This window comes from Motilibacter rhizosphaerae (assembly GCF_004216915.1).
In the GTDB taxonomy this organism is placed as follows: Bacteria; Actinomycetota; Actinomycetes; order Motilibacterales; family Motilibacteraceae; genus Motilibacter; species Motilibacter rhizosphaerae.
Genome location: NZ_SGXD01000001.1, coordinates 650,398 through 668,205, shown reverse-complemented (window position 1 = coordinate 668,205; position 17,808 = coordinate 650,398). Strand labels below are relative to the sequence as shown.

At 74.0% G+C, this 17,808-nt stretch carries 14 protein-coding genes; 5 read left to right on the top strand and 9 right to left on the bottom strand.

All coding sequences use genetic code 11. The annotated features are described in order from the left end of the window. The first annotated feature begins 27 nt into the window (after nucleotides 1-27). From EV189_RS02985 to EV189_RS02975, 3 genes are read left to right on the top strand one after another with little or no spacing between them, the layout of a single operon-like run. A complete protein-coding gene (locus EV189_RS02985; protein WP_196788512.1) occupies nucleotides 28-1,338 on the top strand; it encodes an ABC transporter substrate-binding protein in 1,311 nt (436 codons plus the stop codon). A 7-nt stretch (nucleotides 1,339-1,345) separates the two neighbouring features. Then, on the top strand, nucleotides 1,346-2,269 hold the full coding sequence (locus EV189_RS02980; protein ID WP_165400098.1) for a carbohydrate ABC transporter permease: 924 nt from the start codon (nucleotides 1,346-1,348) through the stop codon (nucleotides 2,267-2,269). Then, nucleotides 2,266-3,099: a carbohydrate ABC transporter permease gene (locus tag EV189_RS02975; RefSeq protein ID WP_130491435.1), complete on the top strand. Its 834-nt coding sequence runs from the start codon at nucleotides 2,266-2,268 to the stop codon at nucleotides 3,097-3,099. The genes EV189_RS02980 and EV189_RS02975 overlap by 4 nt, the downstream gene beginning before the upstream one ends. 182 nt (nucleotides 3,100-3,281) lie before the next feature. On the opposite strand, the gene EV189_RS02970 is transcribed toward EV189_RS02975, so the two are convergent. The 5 genes from EV189_RS02970 to EV189_RS02950 all read right to left on the bottom strand — a co-directional run bounded on the left by EV189_RS02970 (nucleotide 3,282) and on the right by EV189_RS02950 (nucleotide 9,338). After that, nucleotides 3,282-4,196 (bottom strand): glycoside hydrolase family protein, encoded by a 915-nt coding sequence (locus EV189_RS02970; RefSeq protein WP_130491434.1) that lies wholly within the window; start codon nucleotides 4,194-4,196, stop codon nucleotides 3,282-3,284. Beyond that, nucleotides 4,193-5,161, bottom strand: a complete 969-nt coding sequence (locus EV189_RS02965) for a sulfotransferase family protein (protein ID WP_130491433.1) — start codon at nucleotides 5,159-5,161, stop codon at nucleotides 4,193-4,195. Before EV189_RS02965 ends, EV189_RS02970 begins: the two co-directional genes overlap by 4 nt. Before the next feature lie 168 nt (nucleotides 5,162-5,329). Continuing rightward, nucleotides 5,330-7,234, bottom strand: coding sequence for a S8 family peptidase (locus EV189_RS02960; RefSeq protein ID WP_130491432.1), 1,905 nt, complete (start codon nucleotides 7,232-7,234; stop codon nucleotides 5,330-5,332). Nucleotides 7,235-7,563: 329 nt separating this feature from the next. Beyond that, the gene (locus tag EV189_RS02955) at nucleotides 7,564-8,484 is read right to left on the bottom strand and encodes an aldose 1-epimerase family protein (RefSeq protein WP_130491431.1); all 921 of its coding nucleotides are present in this window, start codon (nucleotides 8,482-8,484) and stop codon (nucleotides 7,564-7,566) included. A gap of 74 nt (nucleotides 8,485-8,558) precedes the next feature. Continuing rightward, entirely contained in the window at nucleotides 8,559-9,338 is a 780-nt protein-coding gene (locus EV189_RS02950) for a DeoR/GlpR family DNA-binding transcription regulator (RefSeq protein ID WP_130491430.1), read from the bottom strand. A 134-nt stretch (nucleotides 9,339-9,472) separates the two neighbouring features. Between EV189_RS02950 and EV189_RS02945 the strand changes: the two genes are divergently transcribed. Further along, complete coding sequence (locus EV189_RS02945; protein ID WP_130491429.1) at nucleotides 9,473-11,635, top strand: diguanylate cyclase domain-containing protein; 2,163 nt, start codon at nucleotides 9,473-9,475, stop codon at nucleotides 11,633-11,635. A gap of 10 nt (nucleotides 11,636-11,645) precedes the next feature. Here the strand turns inward: EV189_RS02945 and EV189_RS20915 are convergent, their stop codons facing one another. The 4 genes from EV189_RS20915 to nirB all read right to left on the bottom strand — a co-directional run bounded on the left by EV189_RS20915 (nucleotide 11,646) and on the right by nirB (nucleotide 16,663). Further along, nucleotides 11,646-12,347, bottom strand: a complete 702-nt coding sequence (locus EV189_RS20915; RefSeq protein WP_130491428.1) for a sirohydrochlorin chelatase — start codon at nucleotides 12,345-12,347, stop codon at nucleotides 11,646-11,648. Beyond that, entirely contained in the window at nucleotides 12,344-13,543 is a 1,200-nt protein-coding gene (locus tag EV189_RS02935) for a uroporphyrinogen-III synthase (protein ID WP_130491427.1), read from the bottom strand. Before EV189_RS02935 ends, EV189_RS20915 begins: the two co-directional genes overlap by 4 nt. Then, a complete protein-coding gene (nirD, locus tag EV189_RS02930) occupies nucleotides 13,540-13,962 on the bottom strand; it encodes a nitrite reductase small subunit NirD (protein ID WP_130491426.1) in 423 nt (140 codons plus the stop codon). Before nirD ends, EV189_RS02935 begins: the two co-directional genes overlap by 4 nt. A gap of 166 nt (nucleotides 13,963-14,128) precedes the next feature. Next, entirely contained in the window at nucleotides 14,129-16,663 is a 2,535-nt protein-coding gene (nirB, locus tag EV189_RS02925) for a nitrite reductase large subunit NirB (RefSeq protein ID WP_130491425.1), read from the bottom strand. A gap of 172 nt (nucleotides 16,664-16,835) precedes the next feature. Between nirB and EV189_RS02920 the strand changes: the two genes are divergently transcribed. Then, a complete protein-coding gene (locus EV189_RS02920; RefSeq protein ID WP_130491424.1) occupies nucleotides 16,836-17,804 on the top strand; it encodes an NAD(P)H-quinone oxidoreductase in 969 nt (322 codons plus the stop codon). Nucleotides 17,805-17,808 lie beyond the last annotated feature (4 nt).

Sequence of the window (17,808 nt, the reverse complement as noted above, 5' to 3'; positions counted from 1 at the left end):
TCGGCCCCCGTTCCACCGGAGGTCCCCGTGCCCGCTCCCCTCGACCGCCGCCGCTTCCTCGGCCTGAGCGCGCTCGCCGCCCTCGGCCTGGCGGGCTGCGGCTCCAACAACGGCCGCAGCAGCGGCAGCTCGGGCGGTTCGGGCGCCAGCGGGGCCGCGAGCGCCGGCACCAGCGGGTCCTCCGGCGGCGGCTCGATCGCGCAGTGGTACCACCAGTACGGCGAAGCCGGCACCCAGCAGGCCGTCCAGCGCTACGCCGCGGCGTACGACAAGGCCAAGGTCAGCGTCCAGTGGATCCCCGGCGACTACGACAAGAAGTCCGCGGCCGCGCTGCTCACGAGCGGCGGCCCCGACGTCTTCGAGTACGGCAACGGCCCCTCGATCGACATGATCAAGGCCGGACAGGTCGTCGACCTCACCGACCAGATCGCCGCGGCGAAGGACGACTTCACCCCCGCGCTCATCGACCGCGTGACGTACGACGGCAAGGTCTGGGCCATCCCGCAGGTCACCGACATGCAGCTGCTCGTCTACCGCAAGAGCCTGCTGCAGAAGGCCGGCATCCAGCCGCCGCAGACGCTCGACGAGCTCATCGCCGCGGCGAAGGCGCTGACGACGAAGAAGACCAAGGGGCTCTTCCTCAGCAACGCCGGCGGTGCGGACGTGCTCGGTGGCCCGATCCTCTGGTCGTCCGGCGCCGACTACCTCGACGGCGACGACGCCCCCGCGTTCACCACGCCCGAGGTCTACACCGGCTTCAGCAAGCTGCACAGCCTCTTCACGAGCGGGTCCCTGCTGCTAGGCGCGCCGGCCGACTGGTCGGACCCTTCGGCGATCACGCAGGGCCTGACCGCGATGCAGTGGACCGGCCTCTGGACCGTGCCGACGCTGCAGAAGTCGCTCGGTGACGACTTCGGGGTGCTGCCGTGGCCGAAGAACGGCGACGGTGGCAAGCCCGCCGTGCCCGTCGGCGCGTACGGCTCCTGCGTGAGCGCGAAGGCGAAGGACGTGGAGGCGGCGAAGGCGTACGTGAAGTGGCTGTGGGTCGACAAGGCCGACTTCCAGGAGGACTTCGCGACGAGCTACGGCTTCCACATCCCGGCCCGCAAGAGCCTGGCGGAGAAGGCGCAGAAGCTCAGCTCGGGCGTCGCGGCCGACGCGGTGAAGCTCGTGAACGACTACGGGCACGCGCAGACGCCGCTCCTCTGGACGCCCGCGTCCGGTACGGCCTTCAACGATGCCGTCACCCGGATGGTGAAGAACGGCTCCTCGCCGCAGAAGGAGCTGGCCGCGGTCAAGGCGAAGGTCGCGGCCGAGGTCGCGCGGGTCAAGGGCTAGCCCGACCGTGTCGCAGGTGTGGGCGCGGGTCCGCGGACCCCAGGGGCAGAACCTCTGGTTCTGGGTGTTCGTGGGCCCGTTCCTCGCCGGGCTGATGCTCTTCGTGCTCGTGCCGCTGGGCTGGAGCCTGTGGCTGAGCTTCTTCGACGCGCACAACACCGTGACGCCGACCCGCTTCGTCGGCCTCGGCAACTACCGCGACATGCTCACCGACCCGGCGTTCCTCGACAGTCTCGGGACCTTCAGCCTGTTCGCGCTGTTCATCGTGCCGACCACCTTCGCGCTCTCGCTCGGGCTCGCCATGCTCGTCGAGAAGGCACTACTGGGTCGAGGGTTCTTCCGCTCGGTGTTCTTCCTGCCCACGGCGTGCTCGTACGTCGTGGCCGCGCTCGTCTGGAAGCTCTCGCTCTTCAGCGGCGTCCGCTTCGGCCTCGTCAACACCGTGCTCGGCTGGTTCGGGCAGGACCCGGTCGCCTGGCTCTCCGTGACGAAGCCGCCGTGGTACTGGCTCGTCATCGTCACGCTGCGGCTGTGGCTGCAGGCGGGGTTCTACATGGTGCTCTTCCTCGCCGGGCTCAGCCGGATCCCGCGCTCGGTCTACGAAGCGGCCGCGGTGGACGGCGCCGGACCGGGCTGGCAGACCTTCCGCTGGATCACGTTCCCGCTGCTGCGGAGCACTTCCGTCGCGGTCCTGGTCCTGCTGCTCATCAACGCGTACCAGTCGTTCGACGAGTTCTACAACATCCTCAGCACGACGGCGGGATACCCGCCGTACGCCCGACCGCCGCTCGTCTACCTGTACTACGTCGCGCTCGGCAACGGCCAGGACTTCGGCCACGGCAGTGCAGGGGCGATGATCCTCGCCGTCCTCATCGCCGTGGTGACGGTCGGGCAGGCGCGCTTCCTCGGGCTGGGGAGGCGGTCGGCATGAGACGGCGTACGGGCCCCGGGCGGATCGCGACGCAGGTCCTGCTCGTCCTCGCGACACTGGTCTTCCTGCTGCCGTTCTACCTGCTGCTCCGCAACGGTCTCGCACGCGAGACCGACATCACGTCGCCGTCGTGGACGTTCTTCCCGACGCACATCCAGTGGGGCAACGTCCGCGAGCTGTTCGACGACCCCGCAGTGCCGTTCGCCCGCAGCCTGCTCAACTCCGTCGTCGTCTCGACGCTGCAGACGGTCGGCACGCTCGTGGTCTGCTCCCTCGCCGGGTACGGCCTGGCGCGGATCCCGTACCGCCATGCAGGCAAGGTGTTCTGGCTCATCCTCGGCACCCTGATGGTGCCCACCGCGGTGACGTTCGTGCCGACCTTCGTGGTCGTCTCGAGCCTCGGATGGGTCAGCACGCTGCGCGGGCTCGTCGTGCCGCTGCTGTTCAGCGGTCTCACGGCCTTCCTGTTCCGCCAGCACTTCCTGGAGTTCCCGAAGGAGCTGGAGGAGGCCGCGCGCATCGACGGGCTCGGCTACTGGCGCACGTACTGGCGCATCGTCGTGCCCAACAGCAGGGCGTTCTTCGCCGCGATCGGCACGATCACCTTCATCGGCGCATGGAACGGCTTCCTCTGGCCCCTCGTCATCGCGCAGGACTCCTCGGCCTGGACGGTGCAGATCGCGCTGTCGACGTTCCTCACCGCGCAGACCGTGAACCTGCACGAGCTCTTCACCGCCGCGGCCGTGTCGATCGCGCCGCTCGTCGTGCTGTTCGTCGCGCTGCAGCGCTGGATCGTGCAGGGCGTGGAGCGTACAGGGATCGACGACTGAGGCCCAAGAAGTGCATGATCACGGGGAAAGGGTGGGCCACAGGACGTGCATGATCACGGGGAAGGGTGGGCCACAGGACGTGCATGATCACGGGGTGGGGGGCGACCCCTTCTTGCCCGTGATCATGCAGATCGTGGGCAGAGGTGGCCCCAGGACGTGCATGATCACGGGGAAGCAGGGGGTCAGAGCACCGTCGTGCGCAGGTCGTGGCTGCCGTCGGGGCGAGTGACCTCGGCGAACACTCGCCAGCGGCCCTCGGGCAGCGCGAGCAGCTCGACGTAGCGCAGGCCGTGCGGCGGGTGGACCGAGGAGAGCAGCGGGAGGTCACCGACGGCCTGCAGCTGCTCGGGGTCCTTGCCGAACGCGACGCCCGTGCGCTCCTCCCAGTCCTCCAGCTCGGTGGCGCGCCCGTCGTAGAGCGCGACGAGCTGGTCGTCCGCCACGACCACGGTGCTGACGCGTACCCCGCGCTCCTCCCACGTGCCCGCCCGCGGCGCGAGCGCGGTGCCCGTCCAGGCCCACGACACGCCGTCGTCGCTCACCGCGTGCTCGGTCGTCATCCGGTCGGTGGCGAGCGGGTCGTCGAGCGGGTGGACCGAGGCCCAGAGGTGCCAGCGGCGGTCGGGGAGCAGGCGTACCACGGGGTCCTTGGGCGCGGCGAGCTCCGTCGCCGGCAGGACCGTCCGCGGCACCGCGGTCGCGAGCCCCTCCGGCGAGGAGGCCTCCAGCAGGTCGACGCGCCAGGCCTTCGTGCCCGGCAGCGCGACGCTGACGTAGAGCCGCCAGCCCCCCTCGGGCGTCACGACGAGGGCGGGGCGCTCGAGGCTGTCGCCGCCGAAGGACTCCCGGCGCACCTCGGCCACCGGCTCGTACGCGTCGCCGCCGCTCGAGCGCGCGACGACGTTGGCGAAGCCGCGCCCCTCGCCGACCGGCTTGCGCAGCCGGTAGGCCAGCCAGGTCGTGCCGTCGACGAGCTGCGCGCTCGGGCCGCCGGCCCACGAGCCCGCGCGGGGCTCGGGCGGGGTCGCGACGACGGCCGCGCCCTCCCAGTCGACGGCGGGCAGGGCGTCGAGGAGCGAGGACGGCTGGGAGGTCACGGGGAGATCCTGCCCTGTCGCGCCCGGAACTCGCCGCGGCCCTGCTCGCCGCGCCAGTCCGCGAAGGACTCCCCCGTCACCTCCTCGAGCACGGCGATGTCGTCGAGCAGCGGCGCCTGCACTTCGCGCCGGGCCTCGACGCTCAGCGTCGGTCGGGCCGCCCCGCCGGCGTGGTACGCGCGGAGCAGCGGCCGGCTCGCCGCCCGCCACACCTGCGGCGGGGCGTACGCCCCCAGCGCGAAGCCCGCGCGGAGGACGGGCCGCAGCAGCCGGGTGCGGCGCGCGTCAGGGTCGACGTAGGGCCGGACGTTCTCCGGGGCGGCAGCACCGACCTGGCCCTCGGCGACGCCGAGGAAGCGGCTGACCCGGTCGAGGGTCTCCCCAGCTGCGTCGACGAGCTGGCGGTAGCGCAGCACGAGCACCTGCTCGCGGGGGAACAGCGTGAGCAGGTGCTGGAGCTGCTCGCCGTAGCGCCCCTGCCGGCGGTAGTGCCAGAACGGCGCCCACCCCGCGGCCACGCGACGGTCCTCGTCCCGCACGGCGGCGAGGAAGTCCGCCTCGGGCTCCAGCCCGTCGGACCACAGGTGCATCCAGTTCGAGTACGCCCGGTCCACCGGGTCGCGCACGACCGCGACGAGCTTCGCGTCCGGGCGGGCCGCGGCGATGCGGCGCTGGGCGTCCAGGTCGTACAGGTAGAACGGCGTGCTCTCCCCGAGCAGGGCGCCTTGCGGTGCGCCGGCGAACAGCGCCTCGTAGCGATCCCGCTGCCAGACCCACTCCTGCGCGCTGTGCGCGTCGCCCGGGCCGCGCTGCGTCTCCCGCCGGGGCCGGGCGTCGCCGCACATGAAGTACTTGGGCTCCTTCACCGAGGCGAAGGAGAGCTGCGGGTGCGCGCGCAGCGCGGCGTGCAGCGCCGTCGTGCCGGCCTTCGGCGCGCCGATGAGGAAGAAGTCGGGCAACGGCACGTGTCGTCTCCTGCTCCGGCCTCCTGCTGAGGACCGGTCCACGACGCTGCCACGGTCACCCGGGCCCGGCAACCGACGGGCGGCCGGCGTCCCAGCACGCGGACATGCGGAAGGGCCCGCTCCTCCCCCCGAGGGAGCGGGCCCGTCCGTGGTCGACCAGGAGGGCGCTCAGCAGCTGGCGCTGGTGCCCCACACCCCGGTCGCGTCGCCAGGGGTGTTCCCCTGCGTCCAGTAGCGCGCGGTCCACTTCCGCCCGCCGTAGGTCACCGAGCTGCCGCCGTTGTACGTCGCCCCGGCGCTCCACGCGGGGAGCGTGCTGCAGGCCGCGGTCGTCGTGCTCGTCGCGGCGGCGGGCGCCGTACCGTCCGGCACCTGCCACGCCATGTCGCTCCAGTAGCGACCGGACCAGGACCGGCTGGACCACGACCGGCTCGACCACGAGCGGCTGGACCAGGAGCGGCTCGTCCAGCCGGACAGGGTCAGCCCCGACCACAGCGGGCGAGCGGTGAGGTCGACGCTGCCCCAGGTCTGCTCGGCGCCGGTGACGACGTTGGCGTTGTCCCAGTAGTTCTGCGCCCAGAGCTGGCCGTTGAAGGAGCCCTGGTTCCAGGCCGCGCCGCTGTTGGCCAGCGAGGCCAGCTGCGCGGTGTTGACCGGGTTGCCGTAGACGTCCACCTCGCCGGTGAGCGGCTTGGTGTCGAGGATGAGCACCTGGCTGCCGCGCGCGGCGTCGATCGTGCCGGTGCCCGTCCCGGCCTGCGCCTGGCTGGCGGCCGGCGTCGCGTACGCCATCGCCTTGGTGAGGTTGAGCTCGCCGGCGCCCTGGTCCGCGGCGCTGAAGCCGGTCAGCGGCGTCGCGCTCCCCCGCAGGATCGCCTTGACCTGCTCCGGGGTCAGGGCGCTGCGCTGCTGCAGGAGCAGGGCGACTGCGCCGGAGACGACCGCGGCGGCCTGGCTCGTGCCGGTGCCGCGCAGCCAGCGGGAGCCGCCGCCGGGGACCTCGGAGTCGATGACCGAGCCGGGGGCGCGCAGGCCGACGATGCCGACGCCGGGAGCGACGAGGTCGGGGTTGCGCGTGCCGTTGCCGCGGGTGGAGAAGCTCGCCACCGCGTCGTCGGACGTGCTGACGGTCCCGCGCGGGTCGGACGCCCCGACGGCCAGGACGTTCGGGTCGTACGCCGGGTCGTCGAGCCCGACGCCCCCCGTGTTGCCCGCGGCCGCGACGACGACGATGCCCTTGCGGTCGGCGGCCTCCGCGGCGTACGCGACGGGGTCGAGGTTCCACGCCTGCTTGCTGTCCGTGCCGAACGAGAGGTTGATGACCCGGAGGTTCACCTGGTTCGCCTTGTTCTGCACGCACCAGTCGATCGCCGCGATGACCTGCGAGACGTCGACACCGCCGTTGACGTCGCCGACCTTGACGCTGATGACGCGGGCGTCCGGAGCGACGCCCAGCTGCGCGCCCGTGTTCGTCATCTTGTCCGCGGTGTTGTCGTCGCCCACCATGATGCTCGCGAGGTGCGTGCCGTGGCCGAACTTGTCGCCCCGCCGTGCGTTCGGGTCCTGCGAGTCGAACGAGAGGTCCGGGCCCGAGACCATGCGCCAGCCGGCGGAGGTGCCGGGAGCGACGCCGCTGTCGATGAGCGCGATGTCGATGCCGCTGCCGGTGTAGCCGGCCTTCCACATGTCGCGGGCGCCGATGGCCTGCGTGACGTTGTACGAGCTGCCCGGGTCCGTGCTCGGGTCGAAGGTCGCCGCCGACAGGTGCACGTGCGCGTCCAGGGTCACGGAGCGGACGGTGCCCGAGGCCCGCAGCGCGGCGACCTCGGCCGCGTCGGCGCGGAGGACGAGCTGGCCGATCCCCGGCAGCGTCTTCGTGACCTGGGCGCCGGCGCGCGTGGCGGCGGCGCTGGCGGCGCCGAGGTCCCCGTCCGCGACAGCGAGCCAGGTGGACTGGCTGGACCGGGGGTCCGCCTCCGGCTGCTGCGCGTGCGCCGGGGCGCCCACGGCCAGCAGGCCACCGACCAGACCGACCATCGCCAGCGCACCGCGGGCGGTCGTGCTTCGCGTCATGTGACACTCCGTACTCGCTCAGTCACTCAAGATGAGATGACGTTAAGAGCGCATCGGACGCCGCAGAAGGGCTCTGGACCAAGGCCACCCGCCCGGTCGGTCCTGACTTCGAGCGGGACGAAGGTCCCTGACCACTGCCGGAGACCCGAGCAGCACGTCCGGAGACGCCGCGAGCCGCCGACCAGTGGTCGGCGGCTCGTGGCGTCCGAGCGCAGCGGGCGAGCCGCCGCGCGGGAGGGCGCGGGCGCCCCCCTCGACACCCGCACCAGGGAAGTCGGCGGCCGCGGGGGCTACCTGAGCGAAAGCGTCACACGGCGTGACGCGACGCGTCAGGGGCGGACGGCCGCCACCCGGTACGTGACCGCGTGCTCCTGCCCCGGCTCGAGCACGACGACGTCGGTGCCGGTGCGGAACGCGTCCGGCGGGCAGGTCATCGGCTCGACGGCGAGCCCCGTGCGGTCGAACTCCGGCTCCGGACGGTCGGCGGTGTGCACCTGCACCCACGGGCACGAGCGGTCCCAGCCGAGCTGCACGCCCGCGCCGTCCGGGCCGAGCAGCCGCATGCTCGTCCGGCCCTCGGCGTCGAACTCCAGGTCGGTGAAGGCGTGGTCGACGAACGTGCTGCCGACCGTGCGGGCGGTCCGGAAGTCGAAGTCGGTGCCCTCGACCGGCAGCACCTCGCGCGGCAGCAGGCGCTCCTCGTCGACGTCGAGGAAGGACGCCGCCGGCAGCTCGAAGCGCCAGCCGTCGACCTGCCCGGAGGGCGCGGCCACGAAGTACGGGTGCACCGACGCGCCGTACGGCGCCGCGGAGTCCCCCTCGTTGCGGGCCGCGAGGGTCCAGGTGAGGCCGTCGGGCCCCACGGCGTACGTCACCGTGCACTCGAGGTGCCACGGGTACGCCGGGCTCGGCCACAGCGGAACAGTGAGCGTGAGCCGGTCCGGCTCGACCTCGACCGCGCGCCACGGCAGCCACGCGACGAGGCCGTGGAGGGCGGTGAGGCGCGGCGCCGGCTCGTTCATCGCCGCCTGCGCCTCGACCCCGCGGAAGGAGTACGCGCCGTCGCCGATGCGGTTGGGCCACGGCGCGAGCAGGGCGCCGCCGTACATCGGCATCATGCGCTCGGCCGACCAGCCGCGGACGAGGGGCCGGCCGTCGGCGCTCAGGGCGCGCAGCGCGCCCCCGACCTCGGTGACCTCGGCGACGTAGCCGGCGGACTCGATGCGGAACTGCTCCCCGCTGGGGGCCATGCGCTGCTCCTCCCCCGCGTGGCGCGGTGGGCTGGTGGGGTGGGTGGGGTTCAGCCTGAGCCGGTCGGCGGGCGTCAGCCCGCGGTCGGGTCGACGTCGACGACCCGGCACTCGACGTCGGCCGCGCGCAGCGCCGCGACCGCGTCGGGCGGCGCTGCCGCATCGGTGACGACGAGGTCGATCCGGCTGGTGGGGACGGTCTGGACCATCGTGTCGACGCCGACCTTGGTGTGGTCGACGAGGACGACGACCCGGCGCGCGGCGGCCGCGATCGCGCGGTCCACGCCGGCGACGAGCATGCTCGGGGTCGAGAGGCCGCGCTCGGCGGAGAGCCCGTTGCCGGACATGAAGGCCGTGGACACGCGCAGCCCGGCGAGCGCGTGCTCGGCGTCGCCGCCGACGAGCGCGAAGATCGACCCCCGCAGCGACCCGCCCGTCATGACGACGTCGACGCCCGGGGCGCGGGAGAGGGCCTGGGCGACCAGCAGGCTGTTGGTCACGACGGTGAGGTCCCGCTTGCGGGTGAGCCGGCGCGCGAGGGCCTGCGTCGTCGTCCCGGGCCCGAGGACCAGGGCCTCGCCGTCCTCGACGAGCTCGGCGGCCGCGGCGGCGATCGCCGCCTTCTCCGCCGCCGCGACGTGGGACTTCTCGCTGTGCGTCGGCTCGTGCAGCGCCTCGCGCGCGACGGCACCGCCGTGGCGGCGGGAGAGCAGGCCCTCGGCCTCGAGGGAGCGCAGGTCTCGGCGCACCGTGACCTCGCTGGTGCCGGTGAGGCGGGCCAGCTCGCGGAGGGACACGGCGCCGCTGGTGGCCACCAGCTCGCTGATGAGGCGGCGGCGCTCGGCTGCGAACACCCGGTCAGCGTATCGGCCGGGAGATCACCGCACGGTGGGGACGGGCGGTCCCTGGGCTGCGAGCCTCCACCCGCCGACCGCGCGCCGCGCCGCGTCGCCGTTTCGCGGGAGCGCCGGGGGGCACGTCGACGGGAGTGGACAGGTCGAGCGGCTCGGAGCGCACCGCCGTCCTCAGCGCGGAGCTCCGTACGGTCTTCCAGCCCATCGTCGACCTGACCACCGGCACGTTCGTCGGGGTCGAGGCGCTGACGCGGGCGCGCTCCGGCGACGAGGAGGTCCCGCCCGACGACCTGTTCGCGGCGGCGGCGCGTACGGGCGAGGGCGCCCTCCGCGACCTGGACGAGCGGTGCCTCGCCGGCGCGCTCGCCCGGGCTGCGGAGGCGCGGGCCCCGGGCACGGTGTTCGTCAACGTCGAGCCCGCCACGCTCGGCGCGCTGTCCACCAGGCGCCTCGCCGAGCTCGCGAGCGCGGTCGCGCCCGGAGTGCGGGTCGTCGTCGAGGTCACCGAGCGCGACCTGCTCGACTCCCCCGCCGAGCTCCTGGCCGGCGTGCGCCGCGCGCGGGAGTGCGGGTGGGGGGTGGCGCTCGACGACGTCGGCGCCGAGCCCGCCGCGCTCGCCCTCATGCCCTTCCTGGCGCCCGACGTCATCAAGCTGGACCTCGCCCTGGTCCGCCAGCAGCCGTCGCTCTCGGTCGCCACCACCATCAACGCCGTGCACGCGCAGGCCGAGCGCAGCGGCGCGCTCATCCTGGCGGAGGGCATCGAGACCGAGGAGCACCTGGAGCGCGCCCTCGCGACCGGCGCCCGGCTCGGCCAGGGCTGGCGCTTCGGCCGGCCGGCCGACGCCGTGGCCCGCGTCGGTGGCGCGCTCCGGCTGCCTCCGGCCCGGGCGGCGGAGGCGCGCGCCGGCACCCCCTTCGCCGTCCTCAGCGCGGCGAGCGCGCCGGGCGTCGCCGGGGTCCCGCTGCTCGCCGCGATGTCGCGCCAGCTCGAGCGCCAGGCCCTGCTGCTCGACGACCTCACCGTCGTCCTCGCCAACTTCCAGCACGTCACCGCGCTGACGACGCCGACCAGGCGCCGCTACGAGGCACTCGCGGAGGTCTCGGCGTTCACCGCCGTCCTGGGTCCGGGGATGCCGGCCGCGCCGGTCCCGGGCGTGCACGGGACGCACGTGCCCGCCGACGACCCCCTCGCCGAGGAGTGGGCCGTCTGCGTCGTCGGCCCGCACTACGCCGCGGCCATCGCCGCCCGGGAGGAGGAGCCGAAGGAGGACGGGGAGCGCCGGTACGCGTTCGTCCTGACCCACGACCGCACGCGCGTCGTCGAGGCTGCGACGCTGCTGCTGGAGCGCGTACGTCGTGCACCGGCCCCGTCGCACCGCCCCTCGAGAGGCGGCCCCGTCCCTGCGGGGGCTGCTGCGCTTCCCGCCGTGGAGCTCCCCGAGCTCCTGCTGCGGGCGATCGACACCGCGACCAACGGCATCACGATCGCCGACGCCCAGCAGCCGGACTGGCCCCTCGTCTACGTCAACCAGGCCTTCCTCGAGCTCACGGGCTACGCCGCCGACGAGGTGCTCGGCCGCAACTGCCGCCTGCTGCAGGGGCCGAAGACCGACCCCACGCAGGTGCGGCCGATCGCCCGCCAGCTCGCCGCGGGGCGCTCGGTCCGCAGCACCCTGCTCAACTACCGGCGTGACGGCTCGCCGTTCTGGAACGAGGTGACGATCTCGCCCGTCCTCGGCGCGAGCGGGGAGGTCACCCACTTCATCGGCAACCAGGACGACGTCACCGAGCGCGTGCAGCGCGAGGAGCGGGCCAGCTTCCTGGCCTACCACGACCTGCTCACGGGCCTGCCGAACCGCGTGCAGCTCCTCGACCACCTCGAGCTGGAGCTCGCCCGCGCGATCCGGGGCGGCCACGAGGTGGCCGTCCTCTTCCTCGACCTCAACGGGTTCAAGGGCGTCAACGACACGCACGGCCATGCGGCCGGCGACATCGTGCTCAGCACCCTCGCCACCCGCATGCGAGGAGTCCTCCGCAGCGGTGACCTGCTCGCGCGCTACAGCGGCGACGAGTTCGTCGCCGTCCTCGCCCACCTGCCGGCGGGCGACCCCGCTCCGGCGCAGCGGGCGGCCGGGCACCTCGCCGCCGCCGCAGCGGTGCCGGTCGCGCTGGACACGGGCGTCCGCGTGACCGTGGGGGCTGCCGTGGGTATCGCCAGGTCACCGCACGACGGCAGCACTCCCGACGCGCTGCTGGACGTGGCGGACCGGCGCATGTACGAGGCGAAGGCCTAGCCGGGCGCGCTCACCCGACGGGCTGAGCCGCCTCGACCGCGGTGATGCGGTCGACGATGACGTCGAGCAGCGCGGGGGTGGCGCCGATCGGCTCGCTGACGACGTCGGCCCCGGCCGCGCGCATGCGCTCCGAGAAGAGCCCCGGTGCCAGCAGGTACGTCGCCAGCGCCACCCGCTCGTGGCCCTCCGCGCGCAGCTGCGCGACGGCCTCCGCGGGCGAGGGGCGGCTCGCCGACGCGTACGCTGCGAGCACCCGCGCGCCCGTCCGCAGCGCGAGCTCGGCCACCGTGCGCGCGGTCGCCTCGGCCGAGCGCGGCGACGAGGAACCCGCCGCCCCCAGCACGATCGCGTCGCCCTGCTGGTAGCCCGCCTCCACGAGCCGCTCGAGCACCGCGTCGACGATGCGCGGGTCGGGCCCGACCGACGCGGTCCGCTCGACCGGGTGGTCGTGCTCCGCGGCGACCGCAGGGAGGTCGACGTCGACGTGGTAGCCCGGGGCGAGCAGCAGCGGGACGACGACGGCGGTGGAGCCGAGCGCGGCCAGCGTCTGCCCGACGGTCGGCTCGATGACGTCGAGGTAGCCCACCTCGACGCGGCGGCCGCCCAGCCGCTCGGACAGCGCTGCCGCGACGGCCTCGATCGTGACCGGCCCGCTCGGCTCCTGGGTGCCGTGGGCGGCGAGGACCACGGGGATCTGCTCGTCCGCGGTCACGTCGCGGCGTACTTGCCGTCGGCGGAGCCGGGCCCCGGCAGCGCGTGCTCGGGGTCGTAGGCGAGCCGGTAGCCGCGCTTGACGACGGTCTGGATGCAGCGGGAGTCACCGAGCGCGGCACGCAGCCGGGTGACCGCCATCTCCACCGCGTGCTCGTCGGTGCCGCCGCCCGGCGCGGCGCGCAGCAGCTCGGCCCGCGACACGACGCGGCCGGGGTGCTTCGCGAGCGCCTTGATCAGCGCCATCGGCACGGGGGGCAGGGGGACGAGGGTGTCGTCGACGAGGACGGCGGAACCGCGTACCTCCAGCGCGTGCCCGGCGACCGGCAGGCGCACCGCGCGGGCGGGCAGCACCTCGCACACCTCGCGGACGAGCGCGCCGATCCGGGCGCGGCCCGGCTGCACGGTCGGGACGTCGCGCCGGTCGAGCGGACCCGCGGTGACCGGGCCGACGCAGATCGGCAGCACCCGGGTGCGCAGCGCCTCGAGCACCGCGTCCTCGGCACCGGCGGACGCGGCGATGCGCAGCAGGCTGGACACGGCGGGGGCGCTGGTGAAGGTCAGCGCGTCGACACCGCCGGTGAGGACGAGCTCCACCATCCGCTGCAGCGGGGTGATGTCGTCCGGCGGCACCCAGCGGTAGACCGGCACCTGGACGACGTCGGCCCCCGCGGCGAGCAGGGCGTCGATGAAGTCGGGCAGGGGCTCGCCGTGCAGCTGCACTGCGATCCGCTTGCCGTCGAGGTCGTGCTCGAGCAGGTGGGCGAGCACCTCGGAGGAGGACTCGGAGGCGGGCGACCAGGCGTCGACGAGGCCGGCGGCGCGGACGGCACCGCGCGCCTTGGGCCCGCGGCAGAGCACCTCGGCCGCGGAGAGCCGCTCGCGCAGCTCGTCGCCGAGACCCCAGCCCTCCGCCGCCTCCATCCAGCCGCGGAAGCCGATGCCCGTCGTCGCGACCGCGAGGTCCAGCGGGCCGGTGAGGCAGGCGCGCGTCGCCGCGAGCAGCTCGGAGTCGTCGGGCAGGGGGACGATCCTGATCGCGGGGGCGTGCACGACCTTCGCCCCGCGCCGCTCCAGCAGGTTGCCGAGCTCGTCGGCCCGCCGGGCCGCGGTGACCCCGACGGTCCACCCCGCGAGCACCGTGGCGCTGCCGCGCTCCGGTCCCGGGGCGTCGCCCTCCACGAGCGCTGCGCTCATGCGACGGCGCGCGGGCGACCCACCACGCTCGAGGGGAGGCCCTCGGGCAGGCGCACCTCGACGAAGCCGTTGCTCACGACGACAGGGTAGACCGGCAGCGCCACGGACGCGTCGTCCAGGCAGGTGCCGCTGCGCAGGTCGAAGACCTGCTTGTGCATCGGCGAGGCCACGGTCGCGATGTCGCCCCGCGTACCGACGATCCCGCGCGACATGACGTTGGCGCCGCTGAACGGGTCCTGGTTGCCCGTCGCGAGCACGGTGCCGTCGAGCAGGCGGAACAGCGCCACCTGCTGGCCGGCGACGAGCGCGGCGGCGCCGACCTCCGGCTGCAGGTCGTCGAGCTGGCACACGCGGGTCCAGACGCCCTCGGCGGCGTCGGCCTGCTGGGGGACGGCAGTGCTCTCGGTGGTCAGCGTCATGACGGTTCCTCCTCGGTGCTCTGCCGGACTGGTCCCACCCTGCCGGGAGGGGTTTGCCCGACGGTGTCTGCGGTGTTTCCCGTGGGTCACGAGGCCCGCAAGCGGGCGCTGCGGCGCGGGTGAGATCGGTGCGCCCAGACCTCGGTGCGCCCGGACCTCGGTGCGCTCAGACCTCCGACCGCAGGGGGATCCGCGCGCCGGCCACGAGCGTCGCGCGCTCCTCGGCGGTCGCGGGCCGGTGCTGGTCCCGCTCCGTCACGAAGACGACGTCGCTGTCGGGGGCGTCAGGGGCGTTGACGAAGGAGCGGAAGCGCTTCAGCGTCTCCGGGTCCTCGATCGCGTCGCGCCACTCGTCGGAGTAGCCCGCGACGTGCGCCTCCATCGCCGCGTCCAGCTCGGCGCAGATGCCGAGCGAGTCCTCGACGACGACCGCGCGCAGGTGGTCGAGCCCGCCCTCGAGCGACTCGACCCAGGCCGCGGTGCGCTGGAGGCGGTCGGCCGTGCGGACGTAGTACATGAGGAAGCGGTCGATGGTGCGGACCAGCTCCTCGGTCGAGAGGTCCTGGGCCAGCAGGTCGGCGTGGCGCGGGGTGAAGCCGCCGTTGCCGGCGACGTAGAGGTTCCAGCCCTTCTCGGTCGCGATGACGCCGACGTCCTTGCCGCGCGCCTCGGCGCACTCGCGGGCGCAGCCCGAGACCCCCGCCTTGATCTTGTGCGGCGCGCGCAGCCCCCGGTAGCGCAGCTCCAGGTCGACGGCCAGGCCGACGGAGTCCTGCACGCCGTACCTGCACCAGGTCGAGCCGACGCAGGACTTCACCGTGCGCAAGGCCTTGCCGTACGCGTGGCCGCTCTCGAAGCCCGCGTCGACGAGCTTGCGCCAGATCAGCGGCAGCTGCTCGACGCGCGCGCCGAACAGGTCGATCCGCTGGCCGCCGGTGATCTTCGTGTAGAGCCCGAACTCCTGCGCCACCTGCCCGATGACGATGAGCTTCTCGGGGGTGATCTCCCCGCCGGGGATGCGCGGGACGACGGAGTAGGTGCCGTCCTTCTGCATGTTGGCGAGGAACTTGTCGTTGGTGTCCTGCAGCGCGGCCTGCTCGCCCTTGAGGATGTGGCCGTTGCCGAGGCTCGCGAGGATGCTCGCGACGACGGGCTTGCAGATGTCGCACCCGCGCCCGGTGCCGTGCTCGGCGATGAGCTGGCTGAACGTCGAGATCCGCTTGACCCGCACGATGTCGAAGAGGTCGGCGCGCGAGAGGTCGGCGAAGTGCTCGCAGAGCCCGCGGCTCTGCTGCACGCCGGCGGTGGCGAGCATCTTCTTCAGCAGGGGTACGCAGCTGCCGCAGCCCGTGCCGGCGCGCGTGCAGGCCTTGAGCGCGGGGACGTCCTCGGCACCCTCGTGGATCGCGCAGGCGATCTCGTCGGCGGTGACATTGGCGCAGGAGCAGACCTGCATGTCACCGCTGGGGCCGGCGATCTCGCCACCGCCGGTGCCGACGAGGAGCGCCTCGGGCGACCCCGGCAGCGCGCGTCCGACGGACCCCCGCAGGACGGGGTACGCGCTGGCATCGCCGACGAGCACGCCGCCGAGCAGCGTCTGCGCGTCGTCGGTGAGCACGAGCTTCTTGTAGACGCCGGCCACCGGGTCGGCGTAGACGACCTCGAGCGCGTCCGCGGTCGCGCCGTGCGCGTCCCCGAAGCTCGCCACGTCGACGCCGAGCAGCTTGAGCTTGGTGGAGAGGTCGGCGCCGGGGAAGCTCGCCGACCCACCGGTGAGGTTCTCGGCCACGATCTCGGCCATGGTGTAGCCCGGCGCGACGAGGCCGTAGACGGCGCCCTCGATGCAGGCGCACTCGCCGATCGCGTACACCGCGGGGTCCTCGGTGCGGCAGGAGGCGTCGACCACGATGCCGCCGCGCTGGCCGACGGGCAGCCCGGAGCTGCGACCCAGCTCGTCCCGGGCGCGGACGCCGGCCGCGAAGATGACGACCTCGGCCTCGATGTCGCCGCCGTCGGCGAACTCCATGCGGGCGACGGCGCCGTCCTCCCCTGCGTGCAGGGCCTTCGTCGCGGTCGACGTGTGCACGGAGATGCCGAGCGACTCGACCTTGCGCCGTAGCATGGTGCCGCCGCCCTCGTCGATCTGCACGGCCATGAGCCGCGGGGCGAACTCGACCACGTGCGTCTCGAGGCCGAGCCCCAGCAGGGCGTTCGCCGCCTCCAGGCCGAGCAGGCCGCCGCCGACGACGGCCCCCACGCGGCGGCCGGCAGCGTGGGCCTTGATCCGCTCGAGGTCCTCGATGGTCCGGTAGACGAAGGTGCCGGGCAGGTCCTTGCCCTCGATGGGCGGGACGAACGCGTACGAGCCCGTCGCGAGGACCAGCGCGTCGTAGGGCAGGACCTCGCCACGGCTGGTGGTGACGGTCCGGCCCTCCCGGTCCACGGCGGTCGCGGTCTCGCCGAGGCGCAGGTCGAGCAGCGGCTCGTCGTCGTAGAACCCCAGCGGCACCAGCGAGAGCTCCTCCTCGCTGCTGCCGGAGAACCACGCCGAGAGGCCGACCCGGTCGTACGCCGGGCGCGGCTCCTCGCAGAGCACCGTCACCTTCCACTCGCCCGCGGTGTCCCGGGCGCGCAGCGACTCGACGAACCGCTGGCCGACCATGCCGTTGCCGACGACGACGAGCTGGCGGGGGTGCGTCATGTGCTGCTCCTAGCGACTGCTCTGGGGCGACTGCGGGGGCCTTGCGACGCGTCTCAATCTGTGGCGGGCGGTTTGCCCGTCGGGGTCACGGATGTTTCGTCGACGCAAAGTGGTCCGCATCCGGGAGGGGCGCGGGGCGTGAGCCGCGGCGCCGGCGGATACGGTCGCGTACGTGCACGCCGTCGTCGTCGAGTCCCCCGGTGGTCCGGAGTCGCTGCACTGGGCGGAGGTCCCGGACCCGGTCCCCGGACCGGGCGACGTGCTCGTCGACGTGGTCGCCGCTGGCCTCAACCGCGCCGACCTGCTCCAGCGCCAGGGGCACTACCCGCCGCCGCCGGGGGCGCCGGCGTACCTCGGCCTGGAGTGCAGCGGGACGGTGCTCGCGCTCGGCGAGGGCGTGACGGGCTGGCAGGTCGGCGACGAGGTGTGCGCGCTGCTCGCGGGAGGCGGGTACGCCGAGCAGGTCGCCGTGCCGGCCGGACAGCTGCTGCCCCTCCCGCAGGGCGTCCCGCTCGACCACGCGGCCGCGCTACCCGAGGTCGCCTGCACCGTGTGGTCCAACCTCGTCATGGTGGCCGGGCTGCGCGCTGGGGAGACGCTGCTCGTGCACGGCGGCGCGGGCGGCATCGGGACCGGGGCGATCCAGGTGGCCGTCGCGCTGGGCGCGACGGTCGTCGCGACTGCCGGGACCGAGGAGAAGCGGCAGCACTGCCGCGACCTCGGCGCTGCCGGCGCGCTCGACTACCGCGGCGACTGGGTCACGGAGCTGCGCGAGTCGTACGGCGGGGCGGACGTCGTCCTCGACGTCATGGGCGCCTCGCTGCTGCCCGACAACGTCGCCGCGCTGGCGGTGGAGGGCCGCCTCGTCGTCATCGGCATGCAGGGCGGCCGCAAGGGCGAGCTCGACCTCGGCCAGCTCATGACGAAGCGGGCGAGCGTGCACGCCACGGCGCTGCGCTCCCGGCCAGAGGAGGAGAAGGCCGCCATCGTCGCGCAGGTCCGCGAGCACGTCTGGCCGCTGGTCGAGGCGGGCCGGCTGCGCATCGTCGTGGACTCGGAGTTCCCCTTCGCCGAGGCGGCCGAGGCGCACCGCCGGCTGGAGAGCGGCGGCGTCACGGGCAAGGTGCTGCTGACCCGCTGAACCC